Annotated in this window: 21 protein-coding genes; 10 read left to right on the plus strand and 11 right to left on the minus strand. The window is 69.4% G+C overall.

Annotated features, from left to right (window positions below; all coding sequences use genetic code 11):
- Window positions 1-20: 20 nt before the first annotated feature.
- Window positions 21-1,028 carry a thiamine-phosphate kinase gene (gene thiL, locus M3M54_RS10820; RefSeq protein WP_249019058.1) on the plus strand — a complete coding sequence of 336 codons (1,008 nt, stop codon included), beginning with the start codon at window positions 21-23 and terminating at the stop codon, window positions 1,026-1,028.
- Here the strand turns inward: thiL and M3M54_RS10825 are convergent.
- The 3 genes from M3M54_RS10825 to soxR form a co-directional block, all read right to left on the minus strand.
- The gene (locus M3M54_RS10825; RefSeq protein ID WP_249019059.1) at window positions 1,010-1,177 is read right to left on the minus strand and encodes a flagellar biosynthesis anti-sigma factor FlgM; all 168 of its coding nucleotides are present in this window, start codon (window positions 1,175-1,177) and stop codon (window positions 1,010-1,012) included. The two genes, thiL and M3M54_RS10825, sit on opposite strands and share 19 nt — an antisense overlap.
- A 91-nt stretch (window positions 1,178-1,268) precedes the next feature.
- Window positions 1,269-3,062 carry a hypothetical protein gene (locus M3M54_RS10830; RefSeq protein ID WP_249019060.1) on the minus strand — a complete coding sequence of 598 codons (1,794 nt, stop codon included), beginning with the start codon at window positions 3,060-3,062 and terminating at the stop codon, window positions 1,269-1,271.
- A 63-nt stretch (window positions 3,063-3,125) separates the two neighbouring features.
- A complete protein-coding gene (gene soxR / locus M3M54_RS10835; protein ID WP_249019061.1) occupies window positions 3,126-3,599 on the minus strand; it encodes a redox-sensitive transcriptional activator SoxR in 474 nt (157 codons plus the stop codon).
- A 53-nt stretch (window positions 3,600-3,652) separates the two neighbouring features.
- On the opposite strand from soxR, the gene M3M54_RS10840 reads away from it, so the two are divergent.
- Both M3M54_RS10840 and M3M54_RS10845 read left to right on the plus strand, forming a co-directional pair.
- Window positions 3,653-4,366 (plus strand): thiamine pyrophosphate-dependent enzyme, encoded by a 714-nt coding sequence (locus M3M54_RS10840; protein WP_249019062.1) that lies wholly within the window; start codon window positions 3,653-3,655, stop codon window positions 4,364-4,366.
- Window positions 4,363-5,289, plus strand: a complete 927-nt coding sequence (locus M3M54_RS10845) for a transketolase family protein (RefSeq protein ID WP_249019063.1) — start codon at window positions 4,363-4,365, stop codon at window positions 5,287-5,289. The genes M3M54_RS10840 and M3M54_RS10845 overlap by 4 nt, the downstream gene beginning before the upstream one ends.
- Here M3M54_RS10845 and M3M54_RS10850 read toward each other — a convergent pair.
- Window positions 5,259-5,741, minus strand: coding sequence for a cupin domain-containing protein (locus M3M54_RS10850; RefSeq protein ID WP_249019064.1), 483 nt, complete (start codon window positions 5,739-5,741; stop codon window positions 5,259-5,261). The genes M3M54_RS10845 and M3M54_RS10850 overlap by 31 nt on opposite strands.
- Window positions 5,742-5,811: 70 nt before the next feature.
- On the opposite strand from M3M54_RS10850, the gene M3M54_RS10855 reads away from it, so the two are divergent.
- Together M3M54_RS10855 and M3M54_RS10860 are read left to right on the plus strand one after the other, a co-directional pair.
- On the plus strand, window positions 5,812-6,762 hold the full coding sequence (locus tag M3M54_RS10855) for an inositol monophosphatase family protein (protein ID WP_249019065.1): 951 nt from the start codon (window positions 5,812-5,814) through the stop codon (window positions 6,760-6,762).
- An 8-nt stretch (window positions 6,763-6,770) separates the two neighbouring features.
- Window positions 6,771-8,228: a trehalose-6-phosphate synthase gene (locus M3M54_RS10860; RefSeq protein ID WP_249019066.1), complete on the plus strand. Its 1,458-nt coding sequence runs from the start codon at window positions 6,771-6,773 to the stop codon at window positions 8,226-8,228.
- 33 nt (window positions 8,229-8,261) lie between these two features.
- Here M3M54_RS10860 and M3M54_RS10865 read toward each other — a convergent pair whose 3' ends face one another.
- The 6 genes from M3M54_RS10865 to M3M54_RS10890 form a co-directional block, all read right to left on the minus strand.
- Window positions 8,262-9,218, minus strand: a complete 957-nt coding sequence (locus M3M54_RS10865) for a fatty acid desaturase (RefSeq protein ID WP_249019067.1) — start codon at window positions 9,216-9,218, stop codon at window positions 8,262-8,264.
- 91 nt (window positions 9,219-9,309) lie between these two features.
- The gene (locus M3M54_RS10870) at window positions 9,310-10,068 is read right to left on the minus strand and encodes an ABC transporter ATP-binding protein (RefSeq protein WP_249019068.1); all 759 of its coding nucleotides are present in this window, start codon (window positions 10,066-10,068) and stop codon (window positions 9,310-9,312) included.
- Window positions 10,061-10,804, minus strand: a complete 744-nt coding sequence (locus M3M54_RS10875) for an ABC transporter ATP-binding protein (protein ID WP_249019069.1) — start codon at window positions 10,802-10,804, stop codon at window positions 10,061-10,063. The genes M3M54_RS10870 and M3M54_RS10875 overlap by 8 nt, the downstream gene beginning before the upstream one ends.
- The gene (locus M3M54_RS10880) at window positions 10,794-11,786 is read right to left on the minus strand and encodes a branched-chain amino acid ABC transporter permease (RefSeq protein WP_249019070.1); all 993 of its coding nucleotides are present in this window, start codon (window positions 11,784-11,786) and stop codon (window positions 10,794-10,796) included. Before M3M54_RS10880 ends, M3M54_RS10875 begins: the two co-directional genes overlap by 11 nt.
- Window positions 11,779-12,654, minus strand: a complete 876-nt coding sequence (locus M3M54_RS10885; protein WP_249019071.1) for a branched-chain amino acid ABC transporter permease — start codon at window positions 12,652-12,654, stop codon at window positions 11,779-11,781. The genes M3M54_RS10880 and M3M54_RS10885 overlap by 8 nt, the downstream gene beginning before the upstream one ends.
- Before the next feature lie 27 nt (window positions 12,655-12,681).
- Window positions 12,682-13,959, minus strand: a complete 1,278-nt coding sequence (locus M3M54_RS10890; RefSeq protein WP_249019072.1) for an ABC transporter substrate-binding protein — start codon at window positions 13,957-13,959, stop codon at window positions 12,682-12,684.
- 156 nt (window positions 13,960-14,115) lie between these two features.
- Here M3M54_RS10890 and M3M54_RS10895 point away from each other — a divergent pair, with 156 nt between their 5' ends.
- From M3M54_RS10895 to M3M54_RS10915, 5 genes are read left to right on the plus strand one after another with little or no spacing between them, the layout of a single operon-like run.
- Complete coding sequence (locus tag M3M54_RS10895) at window positions 14,116-14,808, plus strand: GntR family transcriptional regulator (RefSeq protein WP_249019073.1); 693 nt, start codon at window positions 14,116-14,118, stop codon at window positions 14,806-14,808.
- 40 nt (window positions 14,809-14,848) lie between these two features.
- Window positions 14,849-15,724: a branched-chain amino acid ABC transporter permease gene (locus tag M3M54_RS10900; protein ID WP_249019074.1), complete on the plus strand. Its 876-nt coding sequence runs from the start codon at window positions 14,849-14,851 to the stop codon at window positions 15,722-15,724.
- A complete protein-coding gene (locus tag M3M54_RS10905; RefSeq protein ID WP_249019075.1) occupies window positions 15,721-16,635 on the plus strand; it encodes a branched-chain amino acid ABC transporter permease in 915 nt (304 codons plus the stop codon). Before M3M54_RS10900 ends, M3M54_RS10905 begins: the two co-directional genes overlap by 4 nt.
- On the plus strand, window positions 16,632-17,402 hold the full coding sequence (locus tag M3M54_RS10910) for an ABC transporter ATP-binding protein (protein ID WP_249019076.1): 771 nt from the start codon (window positions 16,632-16,634) through the stop codon (window positions 17,400-17,402). The genes M3M54_RS10905 and M3M54_RS10910 overlap by 4 nt, the downstream gene beginning before the upstream one ends.
- A 9-nt stretch (window positions 17,403-17,411) precedes the next feature.
- The gene (locus M3M54_RS10915) at window positions 17,412-18,104 is read left to right on the plus strand and encodes an ABC transporter ATP-binding protein (RefSeq protein WP_249019077.1); all 693 of its coding nucleotides are present in this window, start codon (window positions 17,412-17,414) and stop codon (window positions 18,102-18,104) included.
- A 57-nt stretch (window positions 18,105-18,161) separates the two neighbouring features.
- On the opposite strand, the gene M3M54_RS10920 is transcribed toward M3M54_RS10915, so the two are convergent.
- Window positions 18,162-19,322: an ABC transporter substrate-binding protein gene (locus tag M3M54_RS10920; RefSeq protein ID WP_249019078.1), complete on the minus strand. Its 1,161-nt coding sequence runs from the start codon at window positions 19,320-19,322 to the stop codon at window positions 18,162-18,164.
- Window positions 19,323-19,515 lie beyond the last annotated feature (193 nt).

Raw genomic sequence — 19,515 nt, forward strand, 5'->3', positions numbered from 1 at the left:
CTGACCAGGCTGAGCGCGGGATGTCAGAGCTCGAGCTGATCGGCGAGCTGCACTCGCTGCTGAGCCATCAGGACCCGCGCCTGGTGCTCGGGATCGGCGACGACGTGGCCGTGGTGCGCGGGCGTGGCTACGCGGTGACCTCGGTGGACACGATGGTTGACGGTGTTCACTTTCGCTCGGCGCAGCTGCCCCCCGAGGCGATCGGCCACCGGGCGCTGGCCGGCGCGCTCTCTGACCTCGCAGCGATGGGTGTGCGCTGTGAGCGCCGCGGCGACGTGCAGGCCTACCTGGCGCTGGGCCTGCCCGCCGGCGGTGGTGAGCTCGGGCTCAGGCTGGTTACGGGGGCCGCCGGACTGGCCGACGAGTACGGCGTGAGCATCGTGGGCGGCGACCTGACGAGCGCCCCGGCGCTGACCGTGAGCTTCACCGTCGTCGGCTGGTCCGACGATCCGGGCGAACTGGTCCGGCGCGACGGCGCCCGACCCGGCGACCTGGTCGGGGTTACGGGCGTGCTCGGCGGCGCCGCCGCGGGCCTTGCCCTGTACGAGGGCCGTGTCCCCGATTCGGCGCTTGACCTGTCGTTGGCCGGCACCCTGCGCGAGCGCCACGCACGGCCGTGGCCGCTGCTTGCCGCCGGCCGGGCACTCGCGCACGCCGGCGCGAGCGCGATGCTCGACCTCTCCGACGGGATCGCCAGCGACGCCGCCACGCTCGCGCGCGCAAGTGGGGTGAGGATCGAGCTCGATCTCGCCCGCCTGCCGCTCGCCGCCGGCGTCGCCGAGCTCGCCGGCAGGCTCGGCGAGCACGCGGGGCGCTTCGCAGCCTGCGGCGGTGAGGACTACGAGCTCTGCTTCACCGCAGGACCCAGCAGCCGTGAGGCGATCGAGACGGCACTCGCCGCCTGCCCCGGGGCGAGTGTCGCCGTCACCTGGATCGGTGAGGTGCTCGCCGGCGACCCGCCCGGGTTGCACTTCCGGGACGCCGGCGAGCGCTCAGAACCGTTCACCGGCTACGAGCACAGCTTCTGATCCGGGCGGCTCTGGCCGCCCGCGAGCAACAGCCACATAAGAGGCCTGCGCACGATCGCATCCGCAACCTTGGTCGCGTCCACGCGGTACTCGCCCCGCTCCAGCCGATCCTTCAGCGTCATTAGTCTGGACTCCGCATCCGTGGTCATCCTGACAACCTGATCGGCATGGATCCGCCCCCGCCTTGAACCTACGTGGACGCGCATCAACGGACGACCCATGGCCGCGTCCACGCTGCGCTCAGCGCCGCAGCGCCGAACCGGTCCCGCCCAGCGAGCCCGGGCCGGCGTAGGTGGCGGGGCCACGCACGCTGACCGGCGCCGCGGCCAGCGCTGCACCCGCGCGCAACGCCCGCACCGACAGGATGCCCGCGCTGGCCAGGCAGCCGACCGCCACCGACCAGTAGAGCGCGGCGCCGAGAGACATCGCACCACCCGGCAGCAGCACCAGGCTTGCGATCAGCGCAAACGGGGACAGGCCGTAAGCGTTGGCGTAGTAGAAGAGGATCAAAAGGGCTGGCAGGCTGCCGAGCGCGAGCAGCAACGCGACCGCCCAGCGGCGGCTTCGCACCTCGGCTTGAGCGAGCCAGACCCATAGATGCAGCGCCGGTATCAGCAGCAGCGCGGCAAAGGGATTCGCACTCCAGACGACCACGGTCAGCACGCACAGGACCGCGCTGAGCGCCACCGCCGCAGCATCGGCCGCCGGCGACTCGGGGCGGCGACGGCTCTCTGGCAGGCGTCGCGCGAGCAACCGCAGGAAGACCGGACGCAGGATCAAAAACGAGACCGCGACGGCCACCAGCACCAGGACCAGCGCCGTCAGATCGCCGCCGCTCAGCGCGGTCGCGGCCACGGCTCCAGCCGGCGCGAATGACAAAACGCCGGACGCGCGCGCGAGCAGCAGGGTCAACAGACCGATGACGAACGGCGCCACCCCGGCAAGCACCCAGGCCAGCCAGCGCGTCAACATGTGCCCGCGGCGGCGCACGCGCGCGGCGGCGTCCAGCGTCACCGCCGCCACCGGCAGGATCAGCGCCAACACCAAGAGCCGCACCGCCCACAGCGGCACCAACTGGCCGCTCAAGCTCAGGTAGGAACCGGGCGAGCCGACAGCGCGGCCGCGGTCCAGAGCGTTCACCGCGTTGAGCAGCGCGGTCCCGAGCGCCGCCGGGCGGCCGGCTGGCCCGAGCGCGACGGGCCCCACAACGGTACGGTCACCGGACAGCGACACCAGCACGGCGGGCAGACCGCTGGCCGCAAACGGCGCCTGCTCCGTGACCGCAAACGGGAAGGCCATGCGCGCCACCTGTCCCGCCAGGCCGGTCGCGACGTTCGCGATCCCCGCCTGCGAGCTGATCGCGTGTGCGAGCGTGCCGACCAACAGCGGCGGCGCCAGACGGTCGGTGTTTGACCAGGGGACCACCACCGGCCCATGCACGACCTCACCGGCGAGGTTGCCAAGCTCGATCACCGCGTCCACGGGCTGGCCGGCGAGCGTCTGGGCGAGGTGCGTCGCGCCGGCGACGCCGACCTGCCCACTGGTCGAGACCAGAGTCACCGAGCGACTCAGCGTCTCAGCTGACAGCGCCTGTGCGAGCCCCAGCATCACCGCGGTGCTGTAGAGCTCGGTCCTGCCGGGGACGGTCGGCGCGTCGCGGTCGCTGACGACGACGATCGTGCCGCTGCCGAGCCCCGGCTTGGTGGCGATCACGTTCTCGAGCGTCCGAGGACCGGAGGGCGTCGATGACGTGAAGCGCTGGGTCTGCACGCTGAAGCCGCTGATCCCCGAGCCGCCGCCGGCCAGCGCCCGCGCGAGGTACGCCGCCAGACCGGCGTCGCCGGCCGAGCCGGGGCTGCGCTGTGGGTAGCGGGCCGCCATCGTGCTCTCGTTCGACTGCAGGCTGGCGAAGAACTGGCCCGGTGCGAGCCTGGCGCTGAGCGGGGCGGGCCGACGCTGCAGCGAGAAGCCGAAGACGATCACGGCAAACGCGACCACCACCATCAGGGCGCGGTAGATGCGGGGATCGACCATGCTCGTCCCAGGTTACCCGGCTGCCGGGTTGACTGCCACGGCCGCGCCTCCGGCGGACGAGACTCAGGCGAGCGTGCTGCGCGCCTGGTTTTCCGGGGTTGACAGCCAGGCAGGGCCGGGGCCGTGAGCGGCCTGCTCGTCGCCGGGGTTGCGCAGCGCACAGTTACGCAGCGACAGGCAGCCGCAGCCGACGCAGCCGGTCAGCTTGGCCCTGAGGCGCTCGAGGTCTGAGATCTGCCGATCGATCCGGGCCGTCCAGTCGCGTGAGACCCTGGCCCAATCGGCCTTGGTCGGAGTTCGGTTATCGGGCAGGCTCCGCAGCGCCGCGGCGATCTCCTCGAGGCTCAAGCCGACCCGCTGGGCGGCGCGGATGAAGGCCACACGCCGCAGCGTGTGGCGTGGGTAGCGCCGCTGGTTGCCGGTGGTCCGTTCGGCGCAGATCAGTTGCTTCTGCTCGTAGAAGCGCAGCGCCGAAGCGGACACCCCGGAGCGGGCCGACAGTTCGCCGACGGTCAAGGTCGCAGGCAGCTTGGTCAACTTTTCCCCTTCACACTTGACTTCAACCTAACTTGAAGTTTTAGCATCGGCGCATGACCAACACGATCACCGACGCCAAGCGTCGCTACGGCTACCCGGACCTGCGCCTCCTGATGGCACTCCAGACCGGCGACGAGAAGCACGACGGCGCCTCCACCTCGACCCTGGATGTGCTCTGGGTGCTCTACGAGCAGATCCTGGACGTCGCCCCCGAGCGCGCGAAGGATCCGGAGCGCGACCGTTTCTACCTCAGCAAGGGCCACGGGCCGAGCGCCTACTACGCGGTGCTCGCCGCCAAGGGCTTCATCCCGGTCGCCTGGCTGAGCGGTTTCGGCGACGTGGAATCGCCGCTCGGCTACCACCCCGATCGCAACCTGATCCCCGGCGTGGAGATCTCCTCCGGCTCGCTCGGACACGGCCTGCCGTTGGCGGCCGGGACCGCACTCGGGCTCCGTGCCCAGGGCAACGGTGCGCGTCTGGTGGTGCTGGTCGGCGACGCCGAGCTTGACGAGGGCAGCAACGCCGAGGCGATCGAGTTCGCAGGCGCCGCCGGGCTGGCTGCGTTGACCGTGGTCGTGGTCGACAACCATTCGACCACCTGGCCGTGGCGTGGTGGTGTGCAGACCCGCTTCGCGGTGGCCGGCTGGCATACCGCCACCGTCAACGGGCGCGACCACGCCGCGCTGGCGCGGGCGCTGCGCCGCCGCGAGGCCGCAGCCGAGCCGAACGTCGTTGTCGCGGACGTCGGCGCGGAGCGTGCGGCATGAGCGACCTGTCCATGCGCGAGCAGTTCGCCCACACGGCCACAGCCCTGCTGGACGAAGACGGATCGGTCGCGGTGCTGCTGGCCGACATCTCGGCGGGCCTGTTTGCCGAGGCCGCCCGCAGGCACCCGCAGCGGGTGATCAACCTCGGCATCCGCGAGCAGCTGCTGGTGGACGCCGGCGCGGGTCTGGCCCTATCCGGCATGCGCCCGATCCTCCACACGTTCGCAAGCTTCCTGGTCGAGCGGGCCTTTGAACAGATCAAGCTCGGTTTCGGCCACCAGGGCGTGCCCGGGGTCCTGGTGAGCGCGGGCGCCTCCTATGACATGGCGCAGGCCGGGCGCACCCACCAGGCGCCGGGTGACGTGGCGCTGATCGACACGCTGCCGGACTGGGTCGTGCACGTGCCCGGCCACCCGAGCGAGCTCGACACGCTGTTGCGCGCGGCGGTGGGCGGTGAGCGCCCAGCCTACGTTCGCACCTCCACCCAGCAGAACGCCCAACCGCAACCGATCGACGAACGCGGCCGCATGACACTCCTGCGAGCAGGCTCGCACGGAACCGTCGTGGCGGTCGGCCCGCTGCTTGACGCGGTGCTCGCCGCGACCAGCGGCATGGATGTGAGCGTGCTCTACGCCGCCACCGTCAGGCCCTTCGACGCCGCGACCCTGCTCGCCACGCTCCAGACCCCAGATGTCGTCCTCGTCGAGCCCTACCTCGAGGGCACCTCGGCCCGCTGCGTGTCAGGCGCGCTCGCCCATCGCCCGCACCGGCTGCTCTGCCTGGGTGTGGCGCGGCGCGAGCTGCGCCGCTACGGGACCCCTGCCAACCACGACCGCGCCCACGGGCTGGACCCTGCCGGCCTGCGGGCCAGCCTGGAGGCGTTTCTGAACGCTCAGTGCGTCGGCGGGACCTCACCGTCGTAGTAGGGAACCTGACCGTCCGCGGCGCGGAAGCGCCAGTGGTCTGACTCACTGGCGAAGACCCCGACCTTGCCGCCGTCCGGGTAGACGCACACCGAGGGCTCGGCGGCTGACGAGAACATCACCACGCGCGCGGCCTGCTGGCCGTCGTTCCAGATGTTGTGGGCGCCGTCGGGACCCGAGGGGAAGCGCACCAGCTCACCGGCCCGCGCCGGCTCCACACCCGCCGGCGTGCGCACCTGCACCTCGCCAACCATCACCAAGAGCCACTCCTCGACGTACTCGTAGTGGTAGGGGCAGAGCGTCTGGCCGGGGGGCAGCTCGAAGAGGTTCACGGCTAGCTCCTTGCCACCGGCCGCCTTGCCGAAGGGCACCGCGGCGCAGTGGTAGCCGTCGGGGTCGCCATCCTCATAGGCGCCGGAGAAGTCGGCCTGAAATGCGTTCGGTCTGGTCATTACGGGATCATCGCACCATCGGCACGTCGCGGCCATGACAATCTCTCTACAGACGGGACGCAGGACAACCATGACCGACGAGCCCTCCCACCCCGAGCTTGTGCTGGCGCTGGCCCGCCGCCTGCGTGAGGTAGTGCTGCCCGAGCTCGGCTCCCACGCGGGCCGGGCGATCGACCCGGACAGGCCCGGAGGCGCCGGCGGCGACCTCACCTTTGCGATCGACGCGACCGCCGAGGCGGCGCTCGCCGAGTTCGTCGCCGAACACGCGCCGTGGGCGGCGTTCTACTCCGAGGACCGCGGGCTGGTCGCGCCCGGCGGCGGCGAGACGCATGTGCTGGTGGTGGACCCGATCGACGGCACCCGCCCGGCGATGGCGGGCCTCGAGTCGGCGTGCGTGGCGATCGCGCTGGCACCGCTCGAGGGCGCCGTGCGCATGTCCGACATCACCTGCGCCTGTGTGCTCGAGATCAAGACAGGCGACTGGTTTTTGGCCCGCCGCGGCGAGGGCGTGCGCTCCAGTCGCGCGATCAGCCTCTCGGCCAACACCGAGATCGACACCATGTTCTGGGCCTACGGCTTCCGCGGACGGCCCGCGCGCGCCACCACCGAGCTGCTCGCTGAGCTGATCGACGCCTCCTCGGTGACCGGCGGCACCTTCGAGCTCGGCTCACAGGCCTTCGCGATGACACGCCTGGCAACCGGCCAGCTGGACGCCGTGATCGAGGTCGGCTCGCGCATGATCGACGAGGTCCCCGGCATGGAGCAGGAGTTCCGGCGAGTCGGCCGCGGACAGATCCTCAACAACTCACCCTACGACCTGGCGGCCCCGTGGCTGTGCCTGGTGGAAGCCGGGGGCGTGGCGAGCGACGGCTGGGGGCGCCCGCTCGACGACCGGCTGCTGCTCGGTGCCGGCCACGACTTCCAGATCTCCTCGATCTGCGCCGCCAACCCGAAGCTTCACGCGCAACTGGTGGACGCCGTGGACGACGGGATCGGCCGCCTGCGGGCACTGGCAAGCTGAGCGCTCGGATGCAAGACCCGCTGATCCTTGTCTCGAACCGCGGCCCGGTCACCTTCCAGCCGGACGGCAGCTCGCGGCGCGGCACCGGCGGCCTGGTCACCGCGCTGATGGGCCTGGCGCGCCACCGCGAGGTGACCTGGGTGGCCTCGGCGATGAGCGACGGTGACGTCGCCATGGCAGCCCGCCACGGTGGCCGCGCGTTCCCCGTTACCGGTGCCGAGGGCAGCCAGTACCGCGTCAAGCTCGTCGCCTCCGACCCCGAGGCCTACGACCGCTTCTACAACATCATCGCCAACCCGATGCTGTGGTTCATCCAGCACTACCTCTGGGACCAGTCAAACGCCCCTGACATCCGCCGCAACGAGACCGAGGCCTTTGAATTCGGCTACAACATCGTCAACGAGGACCTCGCCCGCGCCGTGGTCGAGGAGATCGAGGGCATCCGGCAGCCGGTCGTGATGATCCACGACTACCACCTCTACACGCTGCCGGCGCTCATCCGCCGTGCCCGCCCCGACGCGTTCATGACCCATTTCGTCCACATCCCCTGGAGCCAGTCAGACTCCTGGCGGGTGCTGCCGACGGTCATGCGCGAGGAGCTCTACCGGGGCATTCTCGCCAACGACATAGTCGGCTTCCACACAACCTCCTACCGGCGTAACTTCCTGCAGTGCTGCGAAGACCTGCTCGGGCTCGAGGTCGACCACAGCGCCGGCGTGGTCGCGCTCGACGGTCGCCGCGTCTGGGTGCGCGCCTACCCGCTGCCGATCGATGTGGGGGCCGTGCGCCGCGTCGCGGCGCGCCCACGCGTGGGCGAGTTCGAGCAGGAGCTCCTGCGCCGCCGCCGCGACCACGTGATCCTGCGCGTGGACCGCGCGGACCTCTCAAAGAACGTGCTGCGCGGCTTCACCGGCTTTGACCTGTTTCTCGAGCAGCACCCTGAGTTCCGTGAGCGCGTCACCTTCATCGCCCAGCTGATGCCCTCGCGCACCGATGTGGCGGAGTACCAGGAGTACCTCGAGCGCATCGAGGCGGTGGTGGCGCTGGTCAACCACCGCCACGGCTCGCCGGACTGGATGCCGATCCAGCTCAAGCTGCGCGACGATTTGGAGGAGGCGGTCGCCGCCTACAAGCACTACGACGTGCTGATGGTCAACGCGATGTTCGACGGCATGAACCTGGTTGCCAAGGAGGGTCCGATGGTCAACGAGCGCGCCGGCGTGTCGATCCTGTCGGAGAACACCGGCGCGCACGAGGAGCTCGGTGACTACGCGCTGTCGGTCAACCCGTTTGACGTGCAGGAGCTGGCCGACTCGATTCACGCGGCGCTGACGATGCCGGCGGCGGAGCGCGAGCGCCGGATCGCGGGGCTCAGGGAGCGGATCACGGCCCGCAACCCGGGGGACTGGATCGACGAGCAGCTGCGCGACATCCGTGCCAAGGAGCGCGGCGCCAGCGGCGAGTAGAGGGGCGCGGGCCAGCGGGCCAGCGCCGACGTGTCAGTGTGCGGCGAGCTTTGCGCGCTGGCGCTCGGGTGCGATCCGGATCACGTTCCAGGCCAGGCCGAGCTTCTCCATGACGGCGATGATCGCGGCGGAGATGTCGAGCTCCCACCACTTCAGCCCGTGCACGGCCGAGCGCGGGAAGGCGTGGTGGTTGTGATGCCAGGACTCGCCCAGCGAGAATGGCGCAAGCCACCAGACGTTGGTGGAGCGGTCCTCGATGTCAAAGCGGCGGCGGCCGAAGATGTGACAGACCGAGTTGACCGACCAGGTGACGTGGTGCACGAAGAAGATGCGCACCAGACCACCCCAGATGAAGCCCTCAAGCGCCCCCTTGGCGGTGAAGCCCGCGAGCGCAAAGCCGGCCAGTGTGGGGATCAGCAGCGTGAGCGCAACCATCAGCGGGAACATGCGTCCGATGCGGCGCATCGCCCGGTCGTCGTAGAGGTCGGCGGCGTACTTCTTCCAGTCAGCCTGCCCCTGGGTCTCCATCAGCCAGCCGGCGTGCGCGTGCCAGAACCCGGCCAGGCCCTGACCGTGGCCGACGTGGGGGCTGTGCGGGTCGCCCTCGACGTCGGTGAACGCGTGGTGCTTGCGGTGATCTGCCACCCAGTCGAGCACCGAGCCCTCGACCGACAGCGAACCAAGAACCGCGAAGGTGCGCTCAAGCCACGGGTACGTCTGGAAGGCTCGGTGTGTGAGCAGGCGATGGAAACCCACGGTCACGCCCATCGCGGTCAGCAGATACATGGCGACCATGATCGCGATGTCGGCCCAGTCGACCCAGTTGTTCCACAGCAGCACGATCGCCGCCACCACGCCGGCGAACGGGACCATGACACCGGCGAGATTTGCCAGCCGCTCGCGCTGGGTGATGGGTGGCGGAATGAAGTCCTCCGCGGACCGCGTGGGGGCGGTGCGGGGCTTGGCTGGCTGTCGCGCTGTGGTGCTCATGGTCTTGAGCATTACATACTTATGAGATCAAATCTTGTCTAGCCAAGAGCACTGAGCCCGTGACTTTTCATACATTGTGTATGAATTGCGACTACTCGATGCCGAAGTACGCCCGCGTCAGCGCCGCGTCGTCTCGCAGCTGCGCAACCGTGCCGTCAAAGCGGTTCCTGCCACCCTCGATCACCACCGCCCGCTGCGCTAGGTCCAGAAAGGCGGTGTTCTGCTCGGCGATCAGGAGCGCTGCGTCGCTGCGCTCGATCCTGCGCAGCACGTCAAGCACCTCCTGCACCGCAACCGGCGAGAGGCCCGAGGAGGGTTCGTCCATCACGATCAGACTGGGATCGCCCATCAGCACCTTCGCTACGCCCACGAGCTTGCGCTGGCCGCCCGACAGGCTCCCAGCAGACCGTGACCTGAACTTGGCAAGCAGTGGAAAGCCTTCATAGGTGCGCTCGAGGTTTGCCTGCGCCTGCCTGCGGCCGAGCCGATAGGCGCCAAGCAGCAGGTTCTCGCGCACGCTCAGCTCGGGGAACACGCCGACCTCCGTCATGAAGCCGATGCCCTGCGCCACGCGGCGGTCGGTGCGCAGACCGCTGACATCCTCCCCCCGCAGCCTGATCGTGCCGCGCATCAGCGGCAGCAGGCCGAGCGCCACACGCAGAAGCGTGCTCTTGCCGGCGCCGTTGGCGCCGAGAATGACGACGTGCTCGCCCTCCCCAACCGACAGGTCGATGTCCCACAGGACCTGCATCGACCCGTAGCCGGCGCCAATCCCGCGCAGCTCAAGCAGCACCCCAGCCGCAGCCTCGGGCGCACCGGCCGCAGCCATGGTCTGCTCCGGATCAGCCACCGATGAACACCTTGATCACCGCCGGGTCCGCGAGCGCCTCCGAGAGCCCGCCGGAGAAGATAACGGCCCCGGCGTTCAGCACCGTGACCCTGTCGGCCACCTGCTCAAGAAAGCCCATCAGGTGCTCGACGACGACCATCGTCATCCCCAGCTCGGCAACGAGCCTGCGCAGAATGACCGCGAGCTCGTCAAGCTCTGTCTTGGAGAGCCCGGCTCCGAGCTCGTCGACCAGCAGCACTCGTGGTCCGGTGACCAGCGCACGGGCCAGGTCCAGGCGCTTCTGGTCTGAGGCGGTGAGCTCGCCGGCCAGCCGCTCGGCGCGGCCGCCGAGCCCGACCAGCTCGAGGATCTCACCATCCGAGAGCGTGCCGCCGTGGTGAGCGACCTCGAGGTTCTCGCGCGCGGTCAGAGCCGGGAACGGCTTGGGGATCTGGAAGGTCCGGTTGATCCCGCGCCGCGCAAGGCGAAATGGGGCCTTTCCCGAGACGTCATGGCCGTCCAGCAGGACGCGGCCACTGGTGGGCGCAAGCAGACCTGAGATCACGTTTATGACGGTCGTCTTGCCCGATCCGTTGGGACCGACGAGCCCCAGGACCTCGCCCTGCTTGACGCCCAGGCTGACGTCGTCGAGCGCCCGCAGCGGCCCGAACAGCTTCGTGACGCCTTCAACCTCGAGCAACGCGTTCGCCCGCGGCGCCTCGTTGCTCGGCGCCGCCGACGCCGACTCAGCGAACATCGCCGCCTCGCAGCGCCAGCCGCCGTCGCGCGCCGACCAGCACGGCGGCCAGGCCTCCCGGGAGGAAGAGAGCGATGATCACGATCACCACACCAAATATGAGCTGGAAGTACTGAGGGTCGCTGACACCGATGGCGTTGTAGACGTAGTACAGCACCACGGCGCCCACCACCGGGCCGAGCACAGTCCCAACTCCGCCGAACAGGGCAAAGACGATCGCGAACAGTGAGATCGTCGTGTCGAACACCGCGGTCGGATAGAACACCGAGATCGACCATGCGTAGACGCCGCCGGCCAGTCCGGCGAGCAGCGCGCTGAGCAGCCATGCCCCGGTGCGGGCCGCGACCACGTTGACACCGGCGTAGCCGGCGCTGACCTGATCGGCGCGAACGGCCCGCAGCTGCAGGCCCAGTCGCGAGCGGCGCAGGACGACAACCGCGAGCATCGCGACGGCGACGATCACCACAGCCATCCAGTAGCTGCCACCGGCGCTGAAGACCTTCGAGAGATCAGCCCCGTAGGGCCCGTTGGTGACGGACGTGAGCGCCGGGTTTGAGACAAGCGAGGACAGCGCCAGCGCTGCCGCCAGGCTGGCAATTGCGAAGTAGGCGCCGCGCAGGCGCAGCAGCGGGATCAGCACGACCGCGACAAGCACCGCGGCCACACCGCCGAGCACCGTCGCCTCGACGGCGTTCGCACCGAGGTGGGCGACCGCAATGTAGGTGCCGTAGGCGCCGGCCCCGAAGAAGCCGACGTAGCCGAACGGCAGGTAGCCGGTGAAGCCGTAGATGACGTTCACACCCTGCGCGAGGACTACGTAGACCATGATGGTGACCAGCAACAACAGGTTTGAGTCGACCGTGCGCGCCAGCGCAAAAAGCACCGTCGGCACGAGCACGGCGGCCAGATCGGCGCCGCGCCTTCGCCATTGCCGCGCGCGAGTGGCCCGCTGGCCACTCGCGTCGGCGTCGCGCTCAGGCATAGCGCACCCGCCTGCTGAGCAGGCCCTCTGGCTTGACCAGCATCACCGCGAGCAGCAGCACGTAGGGGACCATCCCAGCCCAGTTGGGCTCATAGCTCTGCGCGAACTGCTCGGCCAGGCCGAAGACAAGGCCGCCAGCAAGCGCTCCGGCGGGGTTGCCGAGCCCGCCGATCACGACAACCGCAAAGGCGGTGGTCGTCAGGTCAGTCCCCTGGCTGGGGGAGACACCGCCGTTGACATAGATGCTGAGTGCCCCCGCCGACGCTGCCAGCGCCAGGGCGATGCCGAAGGAGAGGGCTGAGGTGCGGCCAACGTCGATGCCCGAGAGCATCGCATCGGCCCTGCTGCTCATGAGCGCGCGGGTCGCAAGACCCAGGCGGCTGCGGTAGAGGTAGAACATCACGAGCAGCGCCCCCGGCACCGCAACCGCGGCCGCCACCGGGTAGTAGTTGGGGAAGCTCTGTCCGAATATCTGTACGGAGGCGTTTCCAACAGGTCCGGTCAGCAGCGTGTCCTGGTTGACACTGAAGCCGATCGTGGCCAGCGCCTCGATCACCTGCGAGACGCCGAAGAAGAGGATCAGCGAGAGCATCTCCGGATCCTTGGAGCGACCCAGGCTCGGAGCGACGAAACGGTAGAAGACCATGCCAATGGCGACCGCCAGCGGCACCGCGATCGGAATCGCAAACAGCGGATTGATGTGCGCCTGGGTGCTCAGCTCGTACGCCAGGTAGGAGCCGAGCACGATCACATCACCGTGAGCGATGTTCACGACTCGCAGCACGCCGAAGGCGAGGCTCAGGCCAAGCGCCGCGAAGCCGTAGAACAGTCCGATCAGGACGCCTGCAATGAGTGCGTAGAGGACCATTCAAACGGCTCCGCGGCGGGCTTCAGCTCAGCCCTTCGGGGCCGGGTACTTTGCCTTGGTGGTGGCCATGCTCGTCGGATAGACCACCTTGATCGTGGTGCCCCCATGGCTGGGGAAGACCTGGCCGACCGGCAGGAACTCGCCTTCCTGCGCGCCATCCTTGGTGATCTTGAACTGCCCGATCGCCGTGGTCAGCTTGCCGGACTCGTTGCCGATCGCCCGGCGCATCGCCAGCTGCGTGAAGCTGGACGCCTTGGCCAGCGCCTCCTGGGCGATCAGCGCCGTGCCGTATCCGGCCATCGCCGGATAGGTGACCGGGACGCTCGGGAAGCTGTGCTTGAAGGCCCGCGAGAACTGTGCGGTGTTGAGGCCGAGGTTGACCTTCGAGTACGGCACCAGCGGTGGTGTCGCGTACGTGTAGGTGTAGCCGAGGTTCTTGGTGCCGACCTCCTGCTGGAAGAGCTGCGGCAGCTGTCCCGGAAACACGGTGAACACCATGTTGAAGCGGTGCCCCGAGGTGGGGATCGTGTTCAGGAACGGTACGTCGTTGGTGTTGTAGCCGAACTCGATCACGGCCTGTGGGTTGGTGGCGGCGATCGAGTCGATCAGCGTGCCGTAGGTCGTTGTGGTGGTGGCCGTCGACTGGTAGTAGACCGGCCTGATCCCGTGCGCCTTGAGTCCGTGGTCAAGCGTCGCCGCCTGCGCCGCGTCAAAGTCGTTGGCGTCGTAGAGGATGGCGATCTTCTTGATGTGCTTGGCGACCAGGAACTGCACCAGCGGCTGCGGCCAGAAGGCGGAGTTGCGGATGCCGGAGCCGACGATGTAGGGGTTGTTGGGCGTGAAGAAAACCGTGCCACTGGCAGTCGCGTCAAACAGCAGCTGGTGATGGTCCTGTGCGATCGAGACGGCGGGCGCGGTCAGCACCGAGCCGAAGTCCGGAATCATGATGTTGACGTGATTCTGGGTGATCAGCTGGCTGTACAGGGTCGCCGCGGTGGTCGGCGAACTCTGGTCGTTGTAGGCGACCAGCTTGACGTGGATCTTCTTGTGATAGGCCGCGACATAGACGCCGCCTGACTTGTTCATCTGATTGACCCAGAACTTGACGCCGTCGTACTGCGGCAGCGAGTCGGCGGCGTAGGCGCCGGAGGACGCGTAGAGCGTGCCGACCACGATCTGCTTGGGCGCAGCGGCAGCCGAGGCGCGCGTGTGACCTGCCTGGGCCCCGGTGGCGAGGACAGCAACCGCACCGCCGGTCGCCGCGCAGACGCCAGCGAGGCCGAGAAGCCTTCGATGTACCTTCATGTCCCTCTCCTTACGTTTACCTTATAGCGCCAGCTCACCGGCCGTGCAAGCGGGCGTTATCGCCCGAGGCCTCCGGCATGGCGCCTGTATACACCGTAACATGCCAATACGGCGTGTGCAAGTGAGATCCCGTCTACACTTGAGTACACTCGTTCGGTGGCCCCCAACCTGCGACCCGATCAGCTTGCGAGCCTTTTGCGGCGGGCGGTGCGGGAGCGCATGCTGCTTCCGGGCCAGACGCTCAATCAGGACGAGCTCGCTTCGCGCTTCGGGGTCAGCCGGATACCGCTGCGCGAGGCTCTGCGCACACTCGCCGGCGAGGGCCTGATCGTGATGCGCCCGGGCATCGGCGCGGTGGTTGCCGAGCTGCGGCCCGACGAGCTGGAGGAGCTGCTCGAACTGCGCATGGCACTGGAGCCACCGCTGCTGGCCTCTGTCGTCGGCAAGGTCAGCGCCGAACAGCTCGCTGAACTGCGCGCACACGCGCAGCGGCTGAGCGAACTGGCGCTGGAAGGCGACGTTGACAGCTGGTGCTCAGAGCACTACGCCTTCCACCGCCGGCTGCTCGAGCTGGCGGGGCGGCGGCACTCGCTACGCCTCGTGATGCAGGTTGTGAACCTGATGGAACCCTACGCGCGTGTGGACGCGTCGCTGGCCGCCGACGGGGCGCGTAGTCGCTGTGACCACCAGGCCCTCCTTGATGCGATCGAGGCCGGCGACCGCGAAGCCACACGCGAGCGGGGCGCCGCAATGATCGAAGCCTCGCGCACACGACTCACCGGGCTGATCCAGGACCAGCCCGCCGACGAGGATCCGCTGGCCGCGATGCTGCTCGACCTCAAGCGATGACCGGGCACCCCGCCGAGCGACCCGTGTAGCGGTACGCGCCTTGAGCAGCGCCCTGGCCAACGGTGCACTGAGCGGCGGGTTGATCGGCTTGGCCGCCGCCGGCTTCACCGCGCTGTGGCGACTCACCGGCGTGCTCAACCTCGCGCAGGGCGCGCTCATGGTCGCCGGAGCCTACGCGACCTGGGTGGTGGCCGCCGCACTCGATGCCCCGGCAGGACTTCTGGTCGCGCTGCTCATCGGTGCGCTGCTTGGCTACGTGCTACAGCGCGGGCTGCTCAACCTGCTGCTCGGCCAGCCTGGCTACCTCGCGCTGGCCGGAACGTTCAGTGTCGGTTTGGCGCTCGACTCCCTGGCCGCACTGTTGTTCGCCAACGACTATCGCGTGGTGCCTTCAGTGATCACCACGACTGTGATCACGCTCGGTCCGCTGCACCTGCTCGCTGCCAGCCTGGTGGCGTTCTGCTGCGCGGCGCTCGGCACCGGTGCGCTCGGCTACCTGCTCGGTCACACCCACTTTGGGCTTGCGCTGCGAGCAGCGAGCATCGACCGGGACGCGGGCCGGCTGACGGGACTACCAGTGCCGGTGCTGTTCGGCGTGGCGGCGGCGCTGAGCGCGGCCGCCGCGACGTTCGCCGGCGGGCTGCTGTCGCTGACGGGACCATTCACAGCCACCGACGGGAATCAGCTGTTGGTCCTGATCGCCGCCGCCGCGATGATCGGTGGTGCCGGGCGACTGTGGCGCGCGTTTGCCGCCGGAGTCTTGTTGGGCGCGATTCAGGCGACCGTGGGCTACCTCGCCCCCGCCGGGCTGGCCGACGCGGCAGCGATCGTGATCCTGCTCGTGGCGCTCGCGCCGCGGGCACTGGAAGCGCGCGCCGCGAGCGGCGACGTCACCGGCCTCGGCGGGCTCTCGTGAGCAGCTTCCTTGACAGCACGCTGACCGCGCTCTTCCTGTACATCGTGGTAGCGCAATCCTGGAACCTGATCGGCGGCATGGCGGGCTACGCCAGCTTCGGACAGGTCGCCTTTTACGGCGTGGGCGGCTACGCCGTGGCGCTGCTGATGCTCGACGCGTCACTCAGCTTCTGGGTGGCGCTGCCGCTCGCAGCCGTCATTGCGGGCGCCTATGGCCTGCTGCTCGGTCTGCCGCTGCTGCGCCTGCGCGGCGAGTACTTCGCCGTGGCGACACTCGTCGCGGCGGCCGCCACCCAGGCCCTGGCGTCCTGGCAGCCCGCGTTCACGAGCCAGGGTGCGGGACTCACGATCACCACCGTCGGGACCCACCAGACGACCCCCTACCTGGGCGCAGGCGGCTTCACGCTGCTGTTCGCCGGCCTCGCGCTCTTCTCCGTGTGCCTGGTGGCGGCCCTGACACACACGCGGCTTGGCTACGCGCTGCGCGTGGTGCGCGACGACGAGCGCCTGGCGCGGGCCGTGGGCGTACGCGCCGGAGCAACGAAGCTGACCGCGTTTGCGGTCTCGGCCGCGCTGGCCGGGCTGGCGGGCGGCGCCAGCGCCTTCCGGCTGGTCACGGTCACACCCGGCCAGATGTTCGACCCGACGATCACCGTGCTGACAATCGCGATGGTCGTGCTCGGCGGCGCCGGGACGGTGCTCGGCCCCGTGGTCGGAGCGATCGTGCTGACGGCGCTGACAACCGCCGTGGACGCCGTGCTCCCCGCTTCACGCGACCTGATCCTTGCACTCGTAATCCTCGCGGCGGTCCTGTTCGTCCCGCGCGGGATCGGGCGTGGGGGCCAGGGCATCAGACTCCCCGCCCACCTCAGAGGGTCACGCCCGCCGGGACACACGACCCTGCTGCGATGAGTGACCGCGTTTTGAGCACAACCCCGCCACGCTTGGAGACAGTCGGGCTGAGCTGCCACTTTGGTGGCGTGCGCGCACTGAGCCAGGTGTCGGTGTGCGTCGCTGACGGCCAGATAGCCGTGCTGCTGGGCCCCAACGGCGCCGGCAAGTCGGTGTTCGTGAACGTTGTCTGCGGAGAGCTGCGCGCCAGTGCAGGGCGCGTGCTGATCGGCGGGCGCGATCTCACGCACAGCCCAGGCTGGCGACTTGTCTGCCACGGTGTGGCCCGCACGTTTCAGATACCACGGCCGCTGCGCAGCTGCACGGTCTGGGAGAACGTTTACGGCGCCGCTGGCCGCGTGCGTGAGCCAAGCGCACAGCATCCCCCGTCCGCCCGGCTAAGGGCCGAGCAGGCGCTGGCCAGAGTGGGGCTGCTTCACCGGCGAGACTCGCTGCCGGACTGCCTGTCGCTGGCGGAGCTGCGCAAGCTGGAGCTCGCACGGGCGCTGGCGCTGGCCCCGCGCCTGCTGCTGCTGGACGAGCCGATGGCCGGCCTCAGCGCGGAGGAGATTGACGACACGGTCGGGCTGCTGACTGAGCTGCGGGCTCAGGGCATGGCGATCCTCGCGGTCGAGCACGTGATGCGGGCCGTTCTGGCGATGGCCGACAGCGTCTACTTCCTGCATCAGGGCAGCGTGCTGCGCAGCGGTCCCCCGGCGGAAGTCCTCGCCGACCGGCGCGTGGTCGCCATGTATCTGGGCGTGCCGCCGGGCGCGATTGCCGGCTGAGACCGGGCTGTGCGCCTGCAGGTTGACAACCTCACGGTCATGCGCCGGCAGGCAGCGGCCATCGACAGCGTGGACATGCAGATCGACGGAGCAGAGCTGGTCGCGCTGGTCGGCCCAAACGGTGCCGGCAAGACAACCCTGCTGCGGACGCTGGCGGGCCTGATGGCGCCCCACCAAGGCAGCATCACCCTGCTTGGTACCGAGATCACCGGCCTCACACCGGAGGCGCGCGTCAAGCGCGGCCTCGTGCACGTGCCCGAGGGACGGCGGCTGTTCGGGGCGCTCACGGTTGCGGAGAATCTCGAGCTCGGCTGCTGGTGCCACGGCGAGCGTGATCTGGGGCACGTGCTGGACCTGCTGCCGGAGCTTGTGCCCTTGCTCGAGCGGCCGGCCGGCAGCCTGAGCACTGCTGAGGCGCAGCTCTGCGCGGTGGCACGCGCGATCGCGGCCAACCCAGTCGTGCTGCTGATCGACGAGATCTCGCTCGGCCTGTCGCCGGCGGCCGCCAGTCGGCTCTTCTCGCTGCTGCCGGAGCTGGTCTCCACCGGAATGGCGATCCTGTTCGTGGAGCAGGACGTGGGGCGTGCGCTGTCGGTCGCCGACCGCGTCTACGCGCTCGACCGAGGCCGTATCGTGGCCGCCGGAGCGCCGGGCGAGCTACTGGTTCACCACGCCTTTCGTGGCTTCGAGCTGGGCGGCTGACAGGGGCCACGAGCGCTTGCCGTAAAGCGCGCGGCGACGCGACCGCGGCCGACAGGCTCAGCGTCCGCCGGCATGCTCGACCTGTCGGAACACGAGTTCACCGCCGCGGCCGACAAGCAGTCGCGCGACGGCTGGGATCTCACCCACCTGCGCACCGTTCGCGCTCAGCCTGAAGGTGCCGTCAAGCGTGCGCAGGTGGCCCGAGAGCCGTGTCAGCGCCGCCCGCAGGCCGAGCTGTGTGGCCGTGGTCGCCTGGCTCAGCGCCGCGCCGATCACCAGCCCGGTGTTGTAACCGGCGATGTTGAGGAAGTTGAGCGGACCCGTGGCGCCGGCTTGGCCGACCACGTCCGCGAAGTGCGGGTCGAGTGCCTGCGCCAGTCCGTGGTCGGTCAGCCCGACACTCGGCGGCAGGCGTTGCACGAAGGGCGGGAAGCCGTAGCTATAGGTCCCCGCCAGGGCGCCGGTGCCCACGGCGTGCCGGAGCACGCCGGGGAGCTGCCCGGCGAAGACGGTGAACACGAACCTGAAACGGTGACCGGAGGCCTTCAGCTGCCGCAGGAAGGCGATGTCGTTGCTCGTGTAGCCGAGTTCGATGACCGCGCTGGCGTGGCGCGCGGCGGCCGCAGCCATGAAGTCCCTGTAGTCGCTGTTTCCGGTGGCGACGCCCTGGTTGACAACGGGCTCGTCGCCATGCAGCGTGAGCGCCGCGGCGATCGTCTGGTCCTGAGAGGCATCGAAGTAGTTGCGGCCGTAGACCAGGGCGACGCGGCCTATGCGCCGGGCCACGAGCAGGCGCGCGAGACCGTCGGGCCAGACGGTGGAGGTTGGCAGGTCACAGAGCACGATGTAGGGGTTACCGGCCGTGAAGAAGCTCGCGCCCGTGCCTGACTGGTCGAACAGCAGCACGCCGTCATGCTGCGCGGTGCTGATCGCCGGCGCGGTCAACACCGAGCCGAAGTCAGCGACGAAGATGCCGACGTGATCACGGCTCAGGAGCCGCGCGTAGAGCGGGCCGGCGCGTGCGGCGGAGCTGCGGTCGTTGTAGGCGATCAGCCGTACGTGCTGGCGCCGGTGCAGCGCGCGCACCCAGACACCCCCGGCCGCGTTGACCCGACGAACCCAGAGCCGCAGCCCGGCGAACTCAGGCAGCGACGATGATGCGAATGGGCCGCTGCCGGCATACAGAGTTCCGACCGTCAGCTCACCCGCGCCGCTCACCGCGCCACCCGCTGTCGCGCCACAGCCGGACGTGGCAGACGCCAGCGCGACGGCCAGCGCCAGTGCGGCAAGCCATCGCGACCCAGGGCGACGCCCGCTTCGCCAGGTTCTCAGCGGGCGCTCTGAAAACACCTCAGCTTCCTCCTCTAGACTAAGTGCCGCACGCTCCCGTGCGCGGCGCGTTGCTATATTC

The organism is Conexibacter sp. S30A1 (assembly GCF_023330665.1).
Classification (GTDB): Bacteria; Actinomycetota; Thermoleophilia; order Solirubrobacterales; family Solirubrobacteraceae; genus Palsa-465.

Bases quoted from the DNA above. Each gene is read 5' to 3' on its own strand.
- M3M54_RS10840 (WP_249019062.1), top strand. From the start codon at position 3,653: ATGACCAACACGATCACCGACGCCAAGCGTCGCTACGGCTACCCGGAC.
- M3M54_RS10890 (WP_249019072.1), bottom strand. From the start codon at position 13,959: ATGAAGGTACATCGAAGGCTTCTCGGCCTCGCTGGCGTCTGCGCGGCG.
- M3M54_RS10825 (WP_249019059.1), bottom strand. From the start codon at position 1,177: ATGACCACGGATGCGGAGTCCAGACTAATGACGCTGAAGGATCGGCTG.
- M3M54_RS10880 (WP_249019070.1), bottom strand. From the start codon at position 11,786: ATGCCTGAGCGCGACGCCGACGCGAGTGGCCAGCGGGCCACTCGCGCG.
- M3M54_RS10850 (WP_249019064.1), bottom strand. From the start codon at position 5,741: ATGACCAGACCGAACGCATTTCAGGCCGACTTCTCCGGCGCCTATGAG.
- M3M54_RS10860 (WP_249019066.1), top strand. From the start codon at position 6,771: ATGCAAGACCCGCTGATCCTTGTCTCGAACCGCGGCCCGGTCACCTTC.
- M3M54_RS10875 (WP_249019069.1), bottom strand. From the start codon at position 10,804: ATGTTCGCTGAGTCGGCGTCGGCGGCGCCGAGCAACGAGGCGCCGCGG.
- M3M54_RS10885 (WP_249019071.1), bottom strand. From the start codon at position 12,654: ATGGTCCTCTACGCACTCATTGCAGGCGTCCTGATCGGACTGTTCTAC.
- M3M54_RS10910 (WP_249019076.1), top strand. From the start codon at position 16,632: ATGAGTGACCGCGTTTTGAGCACAACCCCGCCACGCTTGGAGACAGTC.
- M3M54_RS10830 (WP_249019060.1), bottom strand. From the start codon at position 3,062: ATGGTCGATCCCCGCATCTACCGCGCCCTGATGGTGGTGGTCGCGTTT.
- thiL (WP_249019058.1), top strand. From the start codon at position 21: ATGTCAGAGCTCGAGCTGATCGGCGAGCTGCACTCGCTGCTGAGCCAT.
- M3M54_RS10855 (WP_249019065.1), top strand. From the start codon at position 5,812: ATGACCGACGAGCCCTCCCACCCCGAGCTTGTGCTGGCGCTGGCCCGC.
- M3M54_RS10845 (WP_249019063.1), top strand. From the start codon at position 4,363: ATGAGCGACCTGTCCATGCGCGAGCAGTTCGCCCACACGGCCACAGCC.
- M3M54_RS10865 (WP_249019067.1), bottom strand. From the start codon at position 9,218: ATGAGCACCACAGCGCGACAGCCAGCCAAGCCCCGCACCGCCCCCACG.